At 72.2% G+C, this 18991-nt stretch carries 17 protein-coding genes; 8 read left to right on the top strand and 9 right to left on the bottom strand.

The window, feature by feature from the left end; genetic code table 11:
- Positions 1 to 26 precede the first annotated feature (26 nt).
- The 3 genes from ABZT18_RS19200 to ABZT18_RS19190 all read right to left on the bottom strand — a co-directional run bounded on the left by ABZT18_RS19200 (position 27) and on the right by ABZT18_RS19190 (position 2700).
- Positions 27 to 1229 carry a hypothetical protein gene (locus ABZT18_RS19200; RefSeq protein ID WP_354996075.1) on the bottom strand — a complete coding sequence of 401 codons (1203 nt, stop codon included), beginning with the start codon at positions 1227 to 1229 and terminating at the stop codon, positions 27 to 29.
- A complete protein-coding gene (locus ABZT18_RS19195; protein WP_354996074.1) occupies positions 1216 to 1758 on the bottom strand; it encodes a sigma-70 family RNA polymerase sigma factor in 543 nt (180 codons plus the stop codon). The genes ABZT18_RS19200 and ABZT18_RS19195 overlap by 14 nt, the downstream gene beginning before the upstream one ends.
- Before the next feature lie 108 nt (positions 1759 to 1866).
- On the bottom strand, positions 1867 to 2700 hold the full coding sequence (locus ABZT18_RS19190) for a carboxypeptidase-like regulatory domain-containing protein (protein ID WP_355252048.1): 834 nt from the start codon (positions 2698 to 2700) through the stop codon (positions 1867 to 1869).
- 258 nt (positions 2701 to 2958) lie between these two features.
- Here ABZT18_RS19190 and ABZT18_RS19185 point away from each other — a divergent pair, with 258 nt between their 5' ends.
- Positions 2959 to 3912 carry an SRPBCC family protein gene (locus tag ABZT18_RS19185; protein WP_354996072.1) on the top strand — a complete coding sequence of 318 codons (954 nt, stop codon included), beginning with the start codon at positions 2959 to 2961 and terminating at the stop codon, positions 3910 to 3912.
- A gap of 27 nt (positions 3913 to 3939) precedes the next feature.
- Positions 3940 to 5112, top strand: coding sequence for a zinc-dependent alcohol dehydrogenase (locus tag ABZT18_RS19180; protein ID WP_354996071.1), 1173 nt, complete (start codon positions 3940 to 3942; stop codon positions 5110 to 5112).
- A gap of 189 nt (positions 5113 to 5301) precedes the next feature.
- On the opposite strand, the gene ABZT18_RS19175 is transcribed toward ABZT18_RS19180, so the two are convergent.
- Positions 5302 to 6780 (bottom strand): glutamate--cysteine ligase, encoded by a 1479-nt coding sequence (locus ABZT18_RS19175; protein WP_354996070.1) that lies wholly within the window; start codon positions 6778 to 6780, stop codon positions 5302 to 5304.
- A gap of 131 nt (positions 6781 to 6911) precedes the next feature.
- Between ABZT18_RS19175 and ABZT18_RS19170 the strand changes: the two genes are divergently transcribed.
- Positions 6912 to 7250 (top strand): DUF3817 domain-containing protein, encoded by a 339-nt coding sequence (locus ABZT18_RS19170; RefSeq protein WP_354996095.1) that lies wholly within the window; start codon positions 6912 to 6914, stop codon positions 7248 to 7250.
- Between the two features lie 16 nt (positions 7251 to 7266).
- Here ABZT18_RS19170 and ABZT18_RS19165 read toward each other — a convergent pair whose 3' ends face one another.
- A complete protein-coding gene (locus tag ABZT18_RS19165; protein ID WP_354996069.1) occupies positions 7267 to 7815 on the bottom strand; it encodes a hypothetical protein in 549 nt (182 codons plus the stop codon).
- Between the two features lie 142 nt (positions 7816 to 7957).
- Between ABZT18_RS19165 and ABZT18_RS19160 the strand changes: the two genes are divergently transcribed.
- Genes ABZT18_RS19160 through ABZT18_RS19150 form a run of 3 tightly spaced genes read left to right on the top strand, consistent with a single transcriptional unit; the run spans position 7958 to position 12006 of the window.
- Positions 7958 to 9082, top strand: a complete 1125-nt coding sequence (locus tag ABZT18_RS19160; protein WP_354996068.1) for a Vms1/Ankzf1 family peptidyl-tRNA hydrolase — start codon at positions 7958 to 7960, stop codon at positions 9080 to 9082.
- Positions 9075 to 10829, top strand: a complete 1755-nt coding sequence (locus tag ABZT18_RS19155; protein WP_354996067.1) for a thiamine pyrophosphate-binding protein — start codon at positions 9075 to 9077, stop codon at positions 10827 to 10829. The genes ABZT18_RS19160 and ABZT18_RS19155 overlap by 8 nt, the downstream gene beginning before the upstream one ends.
- A 49-nt stretch (positions 10830 to 10878) precedes the next feature.
- A complete protein-coding gene (locus ABZT18_RS19150; protein ID WP_354996066.1) occupies positions 10879 to 12006 on the top strand; it encodes an iron-containing redox enzyme family protein in 1128 nt (375 codons plus the stop codon).
- Positions 12007 to 12141: 135 nt separating this feature from the next.
- Here the strand turns inward: ABZT18_RS19150 and ABZT18_RS19145 are convergent, their stop codons facing one another.
- Entirely contained in the window at positions 12142 to 12372 is a 231-nt protein-coding gene (locus ABZT18_RS19145; protein WP_354996065.1) for a CDGSH iron-sulfur domain-containing protein, read from the bottom strand.
- A 203-nt stretch (positions 12373 to 12575) separates the two neighbouring features.
- Between ABZT18_RS19145 and ABZT18_RS19140 the strand changes: the two genes are divergently transcribed.
- Both ABZT18_RS19140 and ABZT18_RS19135 read left to right on the top strand, forming a co-directional pair.
- The gene (locus ABZT18_RS19140) at positions 12576 to 14018 is read left to right on the top strand and encodes a hypothetical protein (RefSeq protein WP_354996064.1); all 1443 of its coding nucleotides are present in this window, start codon (positions 12576 to 12578) and stop codon (positions 14016 to 14018) included.
- Between the two features lie 223 nt (positions 14019 to 14241).
- Positions 14242 to 15384 carry a SigB/SigF/SigG family RNA polymerase sigma factor gene (locus ABZT18_RS19135; RefSeq protein ID WP_354996063.1) on the top strand — a complete coding sequence of 381 codons (1143 nt, stop codon included), beginning with the start codon at positions 14242 to 14244 and terminating at the stop codon, positions 15382 to 15384.
- Between the two features lie 127 nt (positions 15385 to 15511).
- Here ABZT18_RS19135 and ctaD read toward each other — a convergent pair whose 3' ends face one another.
- The 3 genes from ctaD to ABZT18_RS19120 all read right to left on the bottom strand — a co-directional run bounded on the left by ctaD (position 15512) and on the right by ABZT18_RS19120 (position 18914).
- A complete protein-coding gene (gene ctaD / locus ABZT18_RS19130) occupies positions 15512 to 17503 on the bottom strand; it encodes a cytochrome c oxidase subunit I (protein ID WP_354996062.1) in 1992 nt (663 codons plus the stop codon).
- 125 nt (positions 17504 to 17628) lie between these two features.
- Positions 17629 to 18357 carry an ATP-binding protein gene (locus ABZT18_RS19125; protein ID WP_355252045.1) on the bottom strand — a complete coding sequence of 243 codons (729 nt, stop codon included), beginning with the start codon at positions 18355 to 18357 and terminating at the stop codon, positions 17629 to 17631.
- Between the two features lie 110 nt (positions 18358 to 18467).
- Positions 18468 to 18914, bottom strand: a complete 447-nt coding sequence (locus ABZT18_RS19120) for a DUF4383 domain-containing protein (RefSeq protein WP_355252057.1) — start codon at positions 18912 to 18914, stop codon at positions 18468 to 18470.
- Positions 18915 to 18991: the final 77 nt, after the last annotated feature.

Here is an 18991-nt window from a genome sequence, read left to right as displayed (position 1 = left end):
GGTGACCCGCCGTCATCGCCCATGGCTCACGGCGCGAGCGTGACACGCGACCAGGTGGTTCCGTCCGTGGTGACCAGGACATGATCCGGCTCTCCGGTCGACCCGTCGTCGCGCCCGAAGAGCCAGGCGTAGCCGGGCGCGACACTGACCGAGCCGACGAGCCGGCCGTACTCCCGGGCAAGCGTGAAGGTCTGCCCATTGTCCCGGCTGACCAGGAGCCTCGCGCGCTGGTCGGGTCCGGTATCGGCGCCAGGAGCGATCGCCAGGAGGGATCTGTCGGCGCCGACCGTCAGGTCGTAGAGCATCTGCTCCGGCAGGTCGGCGCCGGTATCCGTCCAGGTCTTCGCGCCGTCCGTGCTCCGCAGTAGCCGCGTCCCACCGTCCCGTGCCTGGACCACTAGGTACCCCTCCTGGTCGTCGAGCCCGACCACCGCCACCACGTTCGTGTCGTCTCCCACCTCCCAGGTGGTCCAGGTCGCGCCGCGGTCGGTGCTGCGGGCGACGGTCGCTCCGTCGGCGCTCCCCATCTGGTACGTCGCCCAGATGCTGCCGTCCGCTGCCGGGTAGAGACCGAACAGCGGACGCCACGAGGGTGCCTTGGCGCTGAGCCGGTACACCGTCCCGCTCGACGGGTCCACCGCCAGCGGCTCCGACAGCGGCTCGCAGCCGAACCCGCAGAGGACCGGCCGGGCCGTCGCCGGGAACGCCGGTACGGCGACGATCGCGGAGTCCCCGTCCCGCCAGGTGTGGCCGTAGTCGGTGGAGACGTGTGGCAGCCCCGAGTCTGTGACCAGGTAGGACCGTTCACCGAGTACGGAGAAGCCCACGCCGCTGCCCGGTGTCCCGATGGTGGAGCCGGCCGCACATCTGGTGCCCTCGAAACGCGCCGCATCCCAGTCCGACCAGCTGCGGCCGCTGTCGCCGGTGTACGAGAAGCGCACGACGCAACCGTCCCGCCGCACGTCGACGCCGGAGTCGGGCCCGGTCAGTGTGAGTTCGCTGGTCTGGGCGGGCGACGGTTTCGGCGGGTCCGTCGGGGCGGCCCGGTCCGACTCGGCCACCAGCGGTACGACCGCCAGACCGGCCAGCGCGACCAGTGCGACCGCCACCATCGCGACCGACCGGTGCCGGCGGGACCGGGCAGTGGACCGCAGCTCGTCGAAGGGTGGCGGCTGGACGGCCTCGGTGACAATGTCCGGGTCGAATCCGGAGAACTCACGACCGGACATCGATCCTCCCGGTTTCGGTAGTGTCGGTGCCCGGGCCGGTGCCTGGGCCGGTGTCGGTGTCGGTGAGCAGTGCCGCCAGGGCGTGCCTGCCCCGGGACAGGCGGGACTTCACGGTCCCGGCCGAGACGCCCAGCGTGGCGGCGACCTCGTCCACCGGCAGGTCGACGAGATAGTGCAGAGCCAGGGCATGCCGCTGCCCCTCCGGCAGGACGCGCAGCGCGGCGAGCAGGGCAAGGTGCTCCGGAGAGTGGTCGGCGACTGCCGGCGGCGGGCCCATACGGCGCAGCAGCCCGTCGAGCACCCGACGACGGCGGTACCGGCTGCGGGCCCAGTTGACCGCGACCCTGCGCAACCACGCCTCCGGGTTCTCCAGCCCGGCGAAGCGCCGTGGCGACACCAGTGCCCGGGTGAACGCCTCCTGGACCGCCTCCTGGGCCTCACTCAGGTCACCGGTCATCGCGTACAGCTGGACCACCAGCCGTCGGTAACAGCCGGCGTAGAGCTCAGAGATCAGATCACCGTCGGACACCGTCACCCCCCTTCTCCACCACTCCCACCAACGGGCTGGGAAGAAGGTTCCGGTGGCCGGCCAGATTATGTCGACCAGCCGCTCAGAGGCGCACCATGGGCCGCCGGATCACCCGAGGTCGAAATCCACGACGGTCGGTGCCCGTCGGACCCGCACGGGGGTCGCGGCATCAAAGCCGGCCGCGTCCCGGTGCCACACCGGCTGGGCGTACGAGCAGTCACAGCGCACCTTCACCCGCTGCCCGGGAAGCAGGCGCAGGGCGTAGCCGCTGCCCACCTCCGCAACGCCGGCCAGGTCCCCGGTGACCGCGTCGAACGCGACCACCTGGGCGTAGGTGGCCAGCTCGTCGACCCGTACCGTTCCGCTGACCAGCGTCCCGGCGGGCAGCGCCTGGTTCAGGGTGACCGTCCGGTCGGCGCGGACCCGCACCGGCCGCGCCTGGTGGCGACTACCCACGCCCCCGGACCACACGGTCGCGAACCCGGCGGCGACGAACTGCACCGGCCAGTGGTACGGCCCGAGGCCGGTGATCGTGTAGCGGCCGTACTCGTCGGTGGTCGGGCCGTGGTCGTCGTACTTCGGGTGCGGCACGTACGGCACCACCATCACGAGCGCGCGGGGGACCGGGGCACCGGTCGCCGCGTCGGTCACCACCCCGGTGACGGTGCCGGGCGGGTCGAGCCGGATGGCTGGCACGCTGGTCACCGTGCCCGCGCGGACCTGGACCACCCGTGCCCGTTCGCGGTCGCCGGTGCCGCCGTGCCGGCCGACCCACTGCCAGCCGTGCACCGTCGTGTCGTAGGGGCGCACGAGCAGCCGGTACCTCCCGGGAGCGACGTCGCCGGTCACCAGCGTGCCCTGTTCGTCGGCGCAGCCCCCGTACCGGCCCACCTGGTCCTCGCCGAGCGTGACCGACGCCAACGCCGCGGCGTCCACCGGCACGAGCGCGGCGCAGGCCCGGGGCGCCGGCGCGCCGTTCGTGGTGTTGTCATCGGGTGGTCCGTACCGAATAGGGCCCTCGGTTCTGTCGCGGATCTTGGCGGCCCGTCTGATTTCAGGGCGGCCAGCCGGCGGACGGTTCGGGGATATTCTGGGCCGAAACGGGCGTCACGGCCGGCCCTACGGCATAGCGTCACGGTGGCGGAACCACCGCCGCGCCGCCGGAGCGCCGGCGGTAGCGCCGAGCCGAAGGGACCGGACGTGGACCGTGTCGACGGGGTGCGCCTGCCCGAACTGGACGGGTCGGAGCCGAGCAGGGCCCTGCCGCGTGCGTTGGGCTGGCTGAGCCTCGCGCTCGGCGCCGGCGCGCTGGCCGAGCCCGGCCCGCTGTCCCGGCTCACCGGGGTCGACGACTCCCCGGCGGCGATGGCGGTCATCAGGGGCGTCGGTGCGCGGGAACTGGCGCACGCCGCCCCCCTGATCGCCGGCCGTCACCCCGGCGGCTGGGTGTGGACCCGGGTGGCCGGCGACGCCATGGACCTGACGCTGCTCGGCCGGGCGCTGACGGACCGGCGCGGCGAACGGCGTCGGCGGCTCGCGCTGACCACTGCCGTGATCGCCGGCCTCACCGCCGTGGACCTGGCCGTCGCGATCGCATCGACCCGTGCCCGTCGGACCCGGAACCGCATGATCCGGATCAGTCTCGGGGTCACCGTCAACCGCTCGCCGGCCGAGGCGTACCGGTTCTGGCGGGACATGGAGAACCTGCCCCGGTTCATGGCGCACCTGGAGTCCGTACGCGCCGACGACCTGCGCCGCTCGCACTGGATCGCCCGCGGCCCGGCCGGCCGGCGCATCGAGTGGGATGCGGAGATCGTCGACGACCAGCCGAACCAGTCCGTCGCCTGGCGGTCGATGCCCGGTGCCCAGGTGCCCAACGCCGGTCGGGTCCGGTTCGTGCCCGCCCCGGGTGACCGGGGCACCGAGGTACGCGTGCAACTCGGCTACGCGCCGCCGGCCGGTGCGCTCGGCCGGGCGGTGGCGAAGCTCTTCGGCGAGGAACCCGAGCAGCAGGTCCGTGACGACCTGCGCCGGTTCAAGCAGGTGCTGGAGACCGGCGAGGTGGTGCGCTCCGAGGGCAGCCCCAGCGGCATCTCCGTACGCCAGCAGGCCATGCAGCGCCCCGCCCAGCCGCTGCCGGCGTCCCGCCGCTGACCGCCCACGATCCGAAAGGGACCGACGATGAAGGCCACCGCCTGGATGGGCACCGACAGCGTCAAGGTGATCGACGTACCCGACCCGAAGATCATGAACTCGCGGGACGCGATCGTGAAGATCAGCACGACCGCGATCTGCGGCTCCGACCTGCACCTCTACCACGGTTACATTCCCGCGATGCGCAAGGGCGACATCCTCGGCCACGAGTTCATGGGCGAGGTCGTCGAGGTGGGCCCGCAGGTCCGCAACCTCAAGCCCGGCGACCGCGTGGTGGTGCCCTTCCCGATCGCGTGCGGGCACTGCTCGTCCTGCCAACGGGGCCTCTACTCGGTCTGCGAGAACTCCAACCCCAACGCCGGCATCGCCGAGAAGATCATGGGGCACTCGCCGGCCGGCATCTTCGGCTACTCCCACCTGCTCGGCGGCTACGCCGGCGGTCAGGCCGAGTACGCCCGGGTGCCGTTCGCCGACGTCGGCCCGATCAAGGTGCCCGACGAGATCCCCGACGACCAGGCGGTCATGCTCGCCGACGTGCTCCCGACCGGCTACATGGGCGCCGAGATGTGCGACATCAAACCCGGGCAGGTGATCGCGATCTGGGGAGCCGGGCCGGTCGGGCTGCTCGCCGCGGCCAGCGCCCGGTTGCTCGGCGCGGAACGGGTGATCGTCATCGACCGGTTCCCGTACCGGCTGCGGCTGGCCGAGGAGCACACCGGCGCCGAGACGATCAACTACGAAGAGACCGACGTGCTGGACGCGCTCAACGAGATGACCGCCGGCCGGGGCCCCGACGCGTGCATCGACGCGGTTGGGCTGGAGGGCCACCACGGCAACACCGCCATGTACGCGTACGACCGGGCCAAACAGGCCACGCGGACCGAGACGGAACGGCCGTTCGCCCTGCGCCAGGCGATCCTCGCCTGCCGCTCCGGAGGGGTGGTCTCGGTCATCGGCGCGTACGGCGGCTTCGTCGACAAGTTCCCCATGGGCGCGTTCATGAACCGGTCGTTGGTCATGCGGACCGGCCAGTGCCACGTCCAGCGCTACATCCGGCCGCTGCTGGAGCGGATCCAGCGCGGCGAGATCGACCCGAGCTTCATCGTCAGCCATCGGATGCCGCTGCGCGACGCCGCGAAGGGCTACAAGATCTTCCAGAAGAAGCAGGACGACTGTACGAAGGTGCTGCTCAAGGTCTGACCGGGCTCATCGTCCAGCATTCGGTCAATGCCTCTCGCCTGTCGAGATGGCGGCGATGATCGACTCCGGATCGGCGACATGGGGGTATTGGACCGCCGGGATACCGCGATGTCGCCGATCTCGTGTTGATCTCGACCCCGGTGGCGCCACGGTGCCGGTGTTGATCTGGTGCCGGCGGCGTCGGCCGGCTCAGGGGATTGGCCACTCGTGCACCGGGCGGTTGCTGTGCATCAGGTCCACGTAGTGGCGGACCACCTCGCGTAACGCCTCCGGCCGGTCCAGGTGGTCGGCGGACTCCAGCCGATGGAGCGTCTCCACCTGCCAGCTCGCGCCGTTGCGGCTGGTCAGGCAGCGCTGCTCGATGATGCCGAGCAGCCGGTCGCGTTCACCCGGGTCGAGCCCCCACCGGTCCAGGCCGTGGTGCGCCAGCGGCAGCAGTCGGCGCAGCACCAGCTCGGTGACCGGCAGATAGCCGAGGCCCGGCCAGAAGACCTGCGCGTCGATGCCGTGCCGGGCGCAGCTGGTGAAGTTTTCCTCGGCGGCGCTGAAGGACATCTGCGACCACAGTGGTCGGTCCGATTCGGCGAGGGCGCGGACCAGGCCGAAGTAGAAGGCACCGTTGGCGACGGTGTCCAGCACGGTCGGGCCGGCGGGCAGCACCCGGTTTTCCACCCGCAGGTGTGGCCGGCCGCGCGACACGTCGTACACCGGGCGGTTCCACCGGTAGACGGTGCCGTTGTGCAGGCGTAGCTCGGCGAGTCTGGGCACCTCGCCGGCCGCGAGGGCCTGCGTCGGGTCCTCCGGGTCGCAGACCGGCAGCAGCGCCGGGAAGTAGCGCACGTTCTCCTCGAACAGGTCGAAGACGTTGGTGATCCAGCGTTCGCCGAACCAGACTCTGGGGCGTACCCCTTGGGCTTTGATCTCTTCCGGCCGGGTGTCGGTGGCCTGCTGGAACAGCGGGATGCGGGTCTCACGCCACAGCTCCCGGCCGAAGAGCAGCGGCGAGTTCGCGCCGACCGCGACCTGGATGCCGGCGACGGCCTGGGCGGCGTTCCAGTAGTCGGCGAACTGCGCCGGGCTGACCTGCAGGTGGAACTGGGTGCTGGTGCAGGCGGCCTCCGGGGTGATCGTGTCGGCGGTGACCGCCAACCGTTCCACGCCGCTGATGGCGATCGGCAGGTCCTCACCACGGGCCGCGAAGATCTGCTCGTTGAGCAGCTTGTAACGGGGGTTGGCCGAGAGCGTCTCGGCGGTCAGGTGCTCGGGGCGCAGCGTCGGCAGAATCCCGATCATGACCATGTGCGCGCCGATCGCCCGGGCCTTCACCTCGGCGGCGTTGAGGCTGGCCCGCACGCTCTCCTCGAAGTCGGCGGTGCCGGTGCCGGTCAGCCGGCGCGGCGGCACGTTGATCTCGACGTTGAACTGGCCCAACTCGGTCTGGAAGCTCGGGTCGGAGATGGCCGCCAGCACGTCGGCGTTGCGCATCGCCGGATTCGACGCCTCGTCGACCAGGTTCAGCTCGATCTCCAGGCCGGTCATCGGCCGATCGACGTCGAAACGGGACTCCCGCAGCATTTCGGCGAAGACATCCAGGCAGCGGCGGACCTTGTCGCGATAGCGGGCCCGATCCTCTCGACTGAAGGTTCGTACGCCGACGTCCTCGCCCATGGTCACCACCCTGTCACCGCTGGTCCCCCTAACCTCGCACGTGATCGGCGGGCGGGGAAGACCCGACAGCCCTTTCCTACCCAGTCAGCCCGCCCCGATAGCATTGCGGCCCGAGAGGTGGTGGCGTGCGGATGCGCGAGAAGGTGACCCGACTGTTCGTCGCGGCGGCGATCGCGGAGGCCTGCTCCTGGCTGGCCCTGCTGGTCGGCATGCTGGTCAAGTACGGCCCGCCGGGCAACGAGCTGGGTGTCAAGATCTTCGGCCCGATCCACGGCGGCCTGTTCGTCGCGTACGGCCTGCTGGTGCTCGCGGTGGCCCGCCTGCACCGATGGAGCCTGCCGGCCACCGTCGTGGCGCTGGCCTGTGCCGTGCCGCCGTTCGCCACCCTGGTCTTTGAGCGCTGGGCCCGCCGCCGGGGCATGCTCGACACCGCCGCCCGGCCGACCCGCGAGCCCGCCCCGGTCGGCTGACCGCCGACCGGTCAGGTCACGTCAGCGCGGAGCAGGCCACGACGCCGGCGAGCAGCAGCGCGCCCAGCATCGCCTGCAACAGCAGCGGCGGCCCGAGATGCGACCAGAGGGTCGCGGTACGCGGGGTGAGCAACTGCCCGGTGGTGAGGTTGACGATCCGCTCGATCCGGGGCGGCAGCTCCGGGTCGCGTTGCGGGCGCAGGGTGAGCTGCACCTGGTCCGCCGGGTGCAGGGCGCTCTGCGGCAGGTGACCGTGCAGCTCCACCTCGCAGAGCTGCCCGGCGCTGTTGCGCAGTCGCACGGGCGTGACCAGGTACTCCGGGCCCTGCTTCAGCTGCTTCCAGCGTCGGCGGGTGCCGCCACCGCCGAAGGAGAAGAGCGAGCGCAGCAGCAGGGCTGGTAGCCGGGCGATCGCCGCTGCGGCGAGCACCGCCACCAGCACCGGCTGGCCGATGCGCACCTCGCGGGTGTAGCCGTCCAAGAGGCGGACCAGCCGCCCCGTGACGATCCGTTCCGTCGGGTGCACGATCCGTCGGATTTCGAGTCCGCTGTCCATTCCCACCACCGAGAGTCCGCATGTGTTCACAGATCGTATCGACGTCCTCGGTTGAACGACGTGAATGAAACCTGGTCACGGGCTCACGGCTGCGAGGTGACATCCCGGGCGACCCGGGTAAGCGGGGGGCCGAGCTGGAAAGGGGTCGAGCATGCAGCTGTCCTTCCTGCGCCCGCTCTATGACCGTCCCGGGCCGTGGTGCTCGGTGTATCTGGACGCCTCCGCGGACACGGAGGATGCCCATGCCGCGCTGGACCTGCGCTGGCGAGCCTTGCAGCGTCAGCTCACCGAACAGGGAGCGGACGAGGCGAGCGTCGCCGCGCTGGACCGGGTGATCCGTGGGCACGACCCGATGGTCGGGGACTACGGCCTGGCGGTCTTCGCCAGCCACGGCCGGGTGGTGCTCTCCGAGTACCTGTCCGCGCCACCACTGAGCGACCTGGCCAGTTACGCGCCGCTGCCACACGTGATGCCGCTGCTCGCCCAGCGGGGCGAACAGGTGGCCTGGGTGCGGGTGCTGGCCGACCGTACCGGCGCGGACGCGATCGCGATCAGTGCCGGCGGGGTTCCCCGGAAGGCACACGTCGTCGGCGGGTCGACCTTCCCGCTGCGCCGGGTGCAGCCCGGCGGTTGGTCCCAGGACATCTACCAGAAGGCCGCCATGGAGGCGTGGCACCACAACGCCGGTGACGTCACCGCGGCGACCGTGGAGCTGGCCGAGAAGGTCGGCGCGGAGGTGGTGGTGGTCGCCGGCGACGTGCGGGCCACCGGGATGATCGCCGCTCAGATGCCCGAGCGCTGGCAGGACGTCATGGTGCGTACCGACGCGGGCTCGCGGGCCGCCGGCGCCGACCAGACGCTGCTGGACGATCTCACCGTGCAGACCATCGCGGAGGTCGCCGACCAGCGGATCGCCGCCGCGCTGGACAGGTTCGGCGTGCAGGAGGACGTGGGCGGCGGTCTCGACGCGGTCGTCTCCGCCCTGCAACGCAACCAGGTGGACACGATGATCATCGTGGACGATCCGTCCGCCAACGGTGAGCTGTGGATCGGCCCGGAGCCCACCGCGATCGCCGTCGACCCGGGGCAGTTGGCCGCGATGGCGGTGGCCGACCCGCAGCGGGTCCGCGCCGACGCGGCACTGGTCCGGGCACTGGTCGGCACCGACGCGGCGCTGACCGTCCTGGGCCCGGACGAGGCACCCGAACTCGCCGACGGCGTCGGCGCGGTGCTGCGCTACGTCGACCCCGGCACACCGGGGCGCGGCAATGGCTGAGCAGCGCGTGGCCGACCTCGTGGTGCAGCGCCTCCTGGCCTGGCGGGTGCCCCGCGCCTTCGGCTACCCGGGCGAGGCGATCGCCCCGCTGGTCGAGGCGTTGGACCGCACCGGCGGCGAACCGGCGTTCATCCCGGCCCGGCACGAGGAGACCGCCTCGTTCATGGCCACCGGGCACGCCAAGTACACCGGCGGCATCGGCGTCTGCCTGGCCACCCAGGGGCCCAGCGCCGTCCAGCTGCTCAACGGCCTCTACGACGCCAAGCTGGACAGCAAGCCGGTGGTGGCGATCGTCGGGGAGGACATCTCCGGGCCGCTGGGTGGCGCGCACCAGGAGATCGGGCTGAGTCGGCTCTTCGGCGACGTGTGCAACCAGTTCGTCCGGTACGGCCGCAGGCCCGAGGACGTAACGGCGCTGCTGGACCAGGCGTTCCGTACGGCGGCGGCGACCCGCAGCCCGACCTGTGTCGTGCTGCCCCGGCAGTTGCAGGAGGCCCTGGTGCCCGACCTGCAGACACACCTCGCCGGGGTGATCTCGGCGAGCCCGGGTGAGCCGCTGGCCCGGGTGCTGCCCCACGACGTGGACCTCGACGCCGCCGCCCAACTGCTCAGCGCCGGTCAGCGCACCGCGATCCTGGTGGGCCAGGGCGGTCGGGACGCTGCCGCCGAGATCATCGAGATGGCCGACCGGCTCGGCGCCGGGGTGGCCACCTCACTGCTGGGCAAGCCGGTGCTCGACGAGCGGCTGCCGTTCCACACCGGGGTGCTCGGCGAGGTCGGCACAACGGCCGCGGCCGAGCTGATGGGCGGCTGCGACACGTTGCTCATGGTCGGCACCAACGACCCGTGGACCGACTACTTCCCGATGCCCGAGCAGGCCCGCACCGTGCAGATCGATATCGACGGCCGGCGGATCGGCACCCGGTACCCAGCCGACGTGCCGCTGGTCGGTGACGCGGCCGAGACGCTGCGGGCGCTGCTGACCCGGGTGAGCGGTCGGCCCGAGCAGCGGTGGCGCGCCACCGTGGAGAGCTCGGTCGACCGGTGGCGGGAGGTCGCCGCCGACCGGGCCGCCGCGCCCGCCGACCCGGTCAACCCGCAGCTCGTACTCCAGGAGTTGTCCTCCCGGATGCCGGACACCGGCGCGGTCGCGGTCGATGTCGGCTCGGTCCTCTACTGGTACGCCCGGCACCTCGTTCTGCCACCGGGGGTGAACGCACAGCTGTGCGGCACCCTCGGCTCGATGGGCTGCGCTCTGCCGTACGCGGTGGCCGCCAAGCTCGCCACCCCCGACCAACCGGTGATCGCGCTGGTCGGTGACGGGGCGATGCAGCTCAACGGTCTCGCCGAGTTGATCACCGTGTCGCACCACTGGCAGAAGTGGCGTGACCCTCGCCTGGTGGTGCTGGTGCTCAACAACCGGGACCAGAACGGCATGGGCGGCGGGCGAGAGCTGTCGTCCGACCCGACCAGCCGCCGACCCGACGTGCCGTACGCCGGCTGGGCCCGGCTGCTCGGGCTGCACGGCGTGCGGGTGGACCGCCCCGAGCTGGTCGGCGCGGCCTGGGACGAGGCGTTGGCCGCGGACCGCCCCTGCGTACTGGAGGCCGTTGTCGACGCGGCGGTGTCGCTGGCGCCGCCGGAGCCGGCGTTCGCCGACCTGCGGGGCCTGTACGCGGACGGTGCCCCCGCCCGGAGGGTCAGGGAGCAGGTGGAGGCCACCGTGAACGCCGACGACTTCGTTTAGCCGCCCTCGGCCAGGGCATCAGTAGCGGCCCGACGACGCTGGAGGTCCCATGTCCGAGCCCGCTGACCGCCGCTACGGTCCCGCGACCCTCCCGCGGCCGCGCGGCCCGCTCTCCGCGGCGGTGGTCGAGGCTCTGCGGCACCCGCCGCACGACCTGCCGACCGGTCTCGGCGCCGACCTCGACCCGGCGGACCCGATCACCGACGAGGATCTCCAGCTGACCCTGTTCCTCTGCTACGAGCTGCACTACCGGGGCTGGCTCGGGGTGGACGAGTCGTGGGAGTGGCAGCCGACGCTGCTCGCGCTGCGAGCCCACGCCGAACGGTCCTTCGAGGCGGCGTTGCGCCGGCTCGTCGGCTCGCCACCGGTGCCCGCCGCCGGGGTGGCCGCCGGCCTGACCGAGTTGGTCGCGGCCGACAACGGGCCGCCGCTGGCCGCGACGCTGCAGCGTCGCGCCGACCTCACCCAGTTCCGCGAGTTCGTCACCCACCGCTCCGTGTACCACCTGCGCGAGGCCGACCCGCACAGCTGGGCGCTGCCCCGCCTCGGTGGCCCGGCCAAGGCCGCGCTCGTGGAGATCCAGACCGACGAGTACGGCAACGGTCGGCTGGACCGGATGCACGCCGAGCTGTTCCGGTGCACTCTCGACCGGCTGGGCCTGGACACCGCGTACGCCGCCCACCTGGACGCGGTGCCCGCGGTGACGCTGGCGACCAACAACCTGATGTCGCTGTTCGGGTTGCACCGACGGCTGCGTGGCGCGCTGCTCGGGCACCTGGCCGCGTTCGAGATGACCTCATCGCTGCCGAACCGCCGCTACGGCAACGGGCTGCGCCGGCTCGGCTTCGACGAGGTGGCGACCCGCTTCTACGACGAGCACGTCGAGGCCGACGCGGTGCACGAGCAGATCGCCGCCCACGACATGTGCGGCGGCCTGGTCCGCGTCGAACCGGCGCTCGCCTCCGACGTGCTGTTCGGCGCGGCGGCCGGGCTCGCGGTGGACCGGCTGTTCGCCGCGCACTTGCTGGACAGGTGGGCCGCCGGTCGCAGCTCGCTGCGGTCATCCGCGCCGTCGGCCGCGCTTGCGCCCGCCCCGCCCACCGTGCCGCCGACCGTCTCGCTCGCCGCGCGGGCGTCCGCCGCTGGGGCGCCGCCGGTCGAGCCCGCCGTCGCCTGACAGGATCAGCCCTCCGCGGTCATGATCGACTCCAGTTCGGGGATGTGGGCCTGTCCCGCAGGCCGGGTACCCCCACATCGCCGATCTGGAGTCGATCACCGCCCGCGAACGGCCGGGCGGCCGCTGCCGGTGCGGTCAGCCCTCGCGGGCGGTGCCGGCACGGAAGCTGACCGCCTTGTGGGTGCCGTCGCAGAACGGCTTGAGCGCCGACTTGCCGCACCGGCACAGCGCCACCGTGCCCCGGCGCGCGTCGATGCGCTCCCCGTCCGGGGTGACCAGGGCGAAGTCGCCGCGAACCAACAACGGTCCGTCCTCGTACGGGGTGATCGTGGCGGCGGCGGGCTTGCTGGTGTCGTCGGTGCGCATGGGCCCCGAAGTGCCCGCCCTGGCCCCGGCGAAACCCCAGGCTCCATCCCGGGCCGATCGCCCTCGGCCGACCCGCTCCCGCCGCCCGCGGCGGATCGTCGCCGAACGCCGGTGATGACCGGCGCACCCCTCTGACCAGTGGAATGTGCCGCCGGGTGGGTGATGTTCCGTTTGAACCCCATCGGGACGGGAAGCCGGGCCGCGTGGTGAGCGAACGAGGCAAGGTGGGGCCGGTGCACAAGGTGCACAAGGGGCTCACGGCCGATGGCGCCGGTCTGGCCGGCGACCGGGTCGTGGCCGCGGGCAGCGCCGCCCGGGTGCTGGTCGCCGCCACCGCCCGGGCGCTGCGGGGGGCGGACTGCGCCGACCTCGGGCACACCGGGCCGACGTCGCGGTTCCCGGGCGCTCCGGAGCCGGTACGCCGCGCCGCGATCACCCGCGCCGCCGGTCGGGTCGCACTCACGGTGGCCCAGGTGGACGAGGTGGACGCCGCACGGGTGGCCCGCTGGTTCGTCGACCAGTACCCCCGTCAGCGCTACCCGGGCGTGCTGATCGGCTCGCCACACGGTGCGGCGGCGCACCTCGCGGTGGCGCTCGGTGTGCCGTGGCTGCCGGCCGGCTTCGAGATGACCCTGCACTGGCCCGATGGCGCGGTGGACCGCCCGGTGGACGCCCTGGAGCACGGCGCGGCACTCGCCACCCGCCTGCTCGCCGGCAACGCCGACCTGCACCTGCGCCAGGTGCACTGCCCGGCCAGCCGTGGCGCGCTGACGGGGGCGACCGTGTCACTGGCCGCCTCGTGGAGGGCCCTACCGGCCGCGTACACGCAGTTCCTGGCCGACCGGCTGGTCCCGGGTGCGCCGGTGCTGCTGGTCCGCGACGCGCGCACCTGGCCGGTCCTGGAGCGCGGGCCGGGGTACAGCTTCCAGGTCGGCTGCCCGGCCAGCGGGCTGGACCCGGTCGACTTCCACCCCGACAGCCACGCGCTGCGCCAGGTGCTGCGCTCTGTCGGCGGCGAGGCGACACGGTGGCAGCTACCGGAGGTATCCGTGCCGTCCGGTTACGCCGAGCACGGCGTCGACTCGGGCTTCGAGCTGGCCGCGCGGGACTGGTCCACACGGCACGAGCACCCACTCCACCGGGTGCTGGTGCCCCGGCCGGCGGCGCTGAGCGCGGGCGTGGCCGACCTGTACCGACGGTGGCTGCGCGGCGCCGGAAAGACCGGTGACCGGTTGGTGGTGGAGTGCGGCCGGCTGCTCGACCCGTGGCAGGTGGTGCGGGCGGGGCTGGTGCCGTACTGGTGTGAGAACGCCACCCGGCGCAGCGTCGACGAGGCCGAGTGGTGGCTGGCCGGCAGCGAGGCGTTCAGCTCGGTGGACGTGCTGCCCGAGCCGCCCGGGGTGCGCTCGCCCGCCCTGGCGGGTCTGCCGCAGTGGCTGGCGGTGGCCGGGTTCGGGCGGCGGCGCCGGGCGTTGGACCGCACCACCGCCCGGGGCTACCCGGTCACCTCCGTGCCCACCCGCCGGGCCACCGAGGTCATGCGTGCCCAGCCGTACGACCTGCCCGCGCCGCCCCCGCTGGGGGCCGCCGAGGCGTTGGCCGTGCTCCGCGACAGCGGCGGCCACCAGGGGTTGCTGGTCTCCTGAGGCGGAGCACGCCGAAACTTCCTCGCGAACCCGGGGTCCCGTGATTGAGTACCTACGGAGCGGGAACATCGCTGGCTGCGACGGCCTGATTGCGCTGCGCAGAGGCGGTGTCGTCCGCTGGCATCCCAGTCACTGACCCACTTTTCCGGCCCGGTGCGTGGCTCGACCACGCGCACGACCGGTTTCCCGATCCGGGCGGGGGACCTTCCTGAGGGAGGCGCGGATGTTCGGACAGACGACCACGACCACGACCACACCACCACCCACCGATCGGGGTCTGGAGGATCTCGACGCGGCGGCACTGGCGTACGCGGCCCGGATCGCGGGGCTGCCGCCGGAGCGGCGGGGGGAGGCCCGGGACGACCTGGTGCGCTTCGCGCTGCCGTTCGCCGGGCGACTGGCCCGCCGGTACCGGGGACGCGGGGAACCGCTGGAGGACCTGGAGCAGGTGGCCCGGTTGGGGCTGGTCAACGCCGTCGACCGGTATGACCCGGAACGGGGCTCGTTCACCGCGTACGCCGCGATCACCATCGTGGGGGAGATCAAACGGCACTTCCGGGACCGCACCTGGGGCGTACACGTGCCCCGCCGGTTGCGTGACCTGATCCTTGAGGTGGGGCAGGCCACGGCCGCGCTGACCAGCGAGTTGTCCCGGGCGCCGTCGGTGGCCGAGTTGTCGGCCCGGCTGGAGACGCCGCAGGAGGAGATTCTCGCCGCACTGGAGTCGGCGGCCGGCTACAGCCCGGCCTCACTCAACGCCCCGGTGGGTGGCGAGAGCTCCGCGGAGTTCGGTGACCTGGTCGGCGAGTCGGACAACGCGCTGGAATCCGTCGACGACCGGGTCACGGTGAGCGGTCTGCTGCACCGATTGCCCTGGCGTGAGCGGCGAATCCTCGCGATGCGCTTCTACGGCAACCAGACCCAGGCGGAGATCGCCGCCCGGTTCGGCATCTCGCAGATGCACGTGTCCCGGCTGCTGTCGCGGGCGCTGACCTGGCTGCGTCAGGCGATGCTCGCCGACGCGCCGCCGCCCTGGCAGAACGGTGCCGCCGAACCCGACCCGGGCAAGACCCGGATCTCGGTGAAGCAGAACGGCGACCGGGTTGTGGTCGAGGTCGGCGGCGAGGTCGACCGCGACGGCGCGGACCAGCTGCGCCGGGCCATGCTGGAGGCGGTCACCGGCCAGCCCAGCGAGGTGGTCGTCGACCTGGTCGGCGCCGGTGGATTCGACGCCGGCGGGATCGCCGCCCTGATGGCCGGGCGGGACGCGGCGGAGCGGACCGGGGTGCCGCTGCGGCTGACCCGGGTCCAGCCCGCGGTGCGCCGCTCGCTCACCGCCGCAGGCCTGGCACCCGCCCGGGACTGAGCCGCCCGCCCGGGACTGAGCCGCCCGCCCGGGACTGAGCCGCCAGGCCCGGCAGCACGCTCGCGGCCGCCGACACGATGAAGAGGGCCGACACCCACCGGGTGTCGGCCCTCTCGGCGTACGCCGGTCAGCGTTCCTCGGGGTTGTCGTCGCTGTGCGGGTGGCGCCAGCGTTCGTGCGGCTTCGGCGCGTCATCGGCGTCCTGGGGTGCGTCGCTCTGCTCGAAGCTCGGCCGACGCACGCCCTCGGGATCCGGCACCTCCACCGGCCGGGCCCCGGACTGCGGCGCCGGCTGGTACTCGGTCGCCTCGCGGGCGCCGTGCGCGCCCTCGGCGGCCGGCGACTCCGGTGCGTGGTGCTCGACGCGTAGCTCCTCGGAGAACTGCTGTGGCGGCTTCGTGGTGCGCTGCGGCAGGTCCCGGCCCAGGTCGGCGACGAGCGGGCCGTACTTCAGGTCGAAGGCCGGGCGTTCGGAGCGGATCCGAGGCATCTGGTCGAAGTTACGCAGCGGCGGTGGGCAGCTGGTGGCCCACTCCAGCGAGTTGCCGAAGCCCCACGGGTCGTCCACCGTGACCATCGCCCCGTACCGCCAGGACTTCCAGGCGTTGTAGATGAAGAACAGCGTGGACGCGCCGAGGATGAACGAGAAGATTGTGGAGATGGTGTTGAGCGTGGTGAAGCCGTCGGTGGGCAGGTAGTCGGCGTACCGGCGGGGCATGCCCTTGGTGCCGAGCCAGTGGTGCACCAGGAAGGTGCCGTGGAAACCGATGAACATGGTCCAGAAGTGCGCCTTGCCCAGCCGCTCGTCGAGCAGCCGGCCGGTCATCTTCGGCCACCAGAAGTAGTAGCCGGCGAAGAGGGCGAAGACCACGGTGCCGAAGACCACGTAGTGGAAGTGCGCCACGACGAAGTAGCTGTCGTGGGTGTGCCAGTCCACCGGCGGGCTGGCCAGCAGCACCCCGGTGAGGCCGCCGAGCAGGAAGGTGACCAGGAACCCGATGGAGAACAGCATCGGTGTCTCGAACGTGAGCTGGCCCTTCCACATGGTGCCGATCCAGTTGAAGAACTTCACACCGGTGGGCACCGCGATCAGGTAGCTGAGGATGCTGAAGAACGGCAGCAGCACCTGGCCGGTGGCGAACATGTGGTGTGCCCAGACCGTCATGGACAGCACGGTGATCGCGACGGTGGCCAGCACCATCCCGGTGTAGCCGAAGAGCGGCTTGCGGGAGAAGACCGGGATGATCTCGGTGATGATGCCGAAGAACGGCAGCGCGATGATGTAGACCTCGGGATGGCCGAAGAACCAGAACAGGTGTTGCCAGAGCATCGGGCCGCCGGTGGCCGGATCGTAGACGTGCGCGTTGAGCAGCCGGTCGGCCGAGAGCGCCAGCAGTGCGGCGGCCAGGAGCGGGAAGACCAGGATCACCAGCACGCTGGTGAACAGCATGTTCCAGGTGAAGATCGGCATCCGGAACATGGTCATCCCGGGAGCGCGCAGGGTCAGGATCGTGGTGATCAGGTTGACCGCGCCGAGGATGGTGCCCAGCCCGGAGACGACCAGGCCGAGCACCCACATGTTCGCGCCCACGCCGGGGGAGTGCTCGACGCTGCTCAGCGGCGTGTACGCGGTCCAGCCGAAGTCAGCCGAGCCCTGCGGGGTGAGGAAGCCGCCGACCACCATCAACCCGCCGAACAGGTACAGCCAGTAGGCCAGCGCGTTCAGGCGGGGGAACGACACGTCGGGCGCGCCGATCTGGATCGGCACGATGAAGTTGCCGAAGCCGAAGGCCGCCGGCGTCGCGAACAGCAGCAGCATCACCGCACCGTGTGAGGTGAAGAGCTGGTTGTACTGCTCGGGAGAGAGGATCTGCATCCCCGGACGCGCCAGTTCGGCGCGCATCACCATCGCCTCCAGCCCGGCCAACACGAAGAAGGCGAAGGAGGTCAGCAGATACAGCAGGCCGATCTGCTTGTGGTCGGTGGTGGCCAGGAACTTGATCAGGGAGCTGCCGGGAGTCGGCGTCCGCAGTGGCCCGGGGAAGCCCCCGAAGCGGGCCGGTGCCAGGATCGCTGGGCCCCGATCGCGACCGGGTTCCGTGGTTACCCGCTTCGGCATGGCTGCTCACCCCGTCGTGACGGCAGAAAGGACGGGCGTGCCTACCCGACCCTCTCACCATGTAACCAGGCCAGAGCGGAAATTTCGGTCAGATGGCCGGTACCGGGCGCAAGCCGCTCGAAGGCTCAGGTGGCCGGCAGCATCGCCCAGACGGCCTTGCCCTGACCGGCCGGCACGCTGCCCCACCGCTGGGCCAGCTCCCGCACCAGCAGCAGCCCCCGCCCACCCTCGGCGTCCAGGTCCGTGCCGCGCGGCTCGGCCTCCGCGCGGCTGCCGTCCACCACCGCCAGATGCAGGTACGGCCGGCGCAGGGTCACCGTCACCTGCATCGGCGTGCCGGCATGCCGGACCACGTTGCCGACCAGTTCGCTGAGCACCAGCGCGGCCGGGCCGGCCGCGTCGGGCAGGTTCCACCGCGCGCACGCGTCGGTGACCAGCTCCCGGGCACGCCGACAGGCCTCGGCCACCGGCTCCAGCCGGGTCCGCATCCGCAGCGCGGACGTCGCGCTGGCCACCCTTGTCGCTTCCGCGCAGTCCGCCGACACCGGGACCACCCGGCACGTGGTCGACTCGGCCAGCCACCGCGCGGCGACCGGCGACGGGGCGCAGAGCACCACCGGCACGGCCGGCCACTCCTCGGCCCGGCGGGCGGTCGCGGCGAAGACCGACAGCGCCAGCCGGTCCTTGACATCCACCTCGGCCATGTCGACGACCAGCGCCTCCGGCTGATCGATGAGCGCGTCGTTGAGCGCCTCGTGCACCGACCGCATGGTGCCCAGGTCGAGTGCGCCGGCGAGCCGGACGACCGCCACCGGTGCCGTGGTGCGCACCTCGCAGGTGATCCGACTGGACATCGGCGCCCTCGATTCGCTGGTGGGTCGGGATCTGCGAACTACCCCCAGCCGTACCGGCTCAAACCGGACCGACGGCGAGGGCGAGGCAGGTCACGGCCGGCTACCGCAGGTCACGGACGGAACCGCCCGGTCAGGACACCCAGCGCGATCATGCCGACGCCGAGGCCCAGGTGCAGCCAGCCGTCGGCGTCGTTGACCGGTAGCACGTTCGCCCCGGTGTCGTGCTCCACCGCCAGCCCGTAGAGCCAGAGCACCAGGTAGACGGCACCGCCGCCGATCAGGAACGTCCGGGCCCCGGTGACCGTCCTCGCCAGCACCAGACCGGCCACCCCGAACACCACGTGCACCAGGTTGTGCAGTACCGACACCTGGAAGACACCGAACAGGTACGCGCCCGAGCCGTGGCCGGCGAAGCGCAGGTCGTCCGTGCCGCTGGTGATCCCCGGCACGAAGCCGAGCACGCCGATCAGCAGGAACAGCACCCCGACCGTTGCCGCCGCGCGACGTACCAGCGGCTTGCCGTCGGCCGGGTTGGGTCGGGCCCGGGAGTGCGCCATCGATCCGACCATCACCGGCTCCCTCGCTGCGCGGCGGGCATGAGCGCTGCCGGCTACCCGCTGCCGCCGCCGACAAA

Source organism: Micromonospora sp. NPDC005291 (genome assembly GCF_040607415.1).
Taxonomy (GTDB): Bacteria; Actinomycetota; Actinomycetes; order Mycobacteriales; family Micromonosporaceae; genus Micromonospora.
Note: the sequence above shows the minus strand (reverse complement) of the source record. Positions and strands in the feature narration are given on the sequence as shown.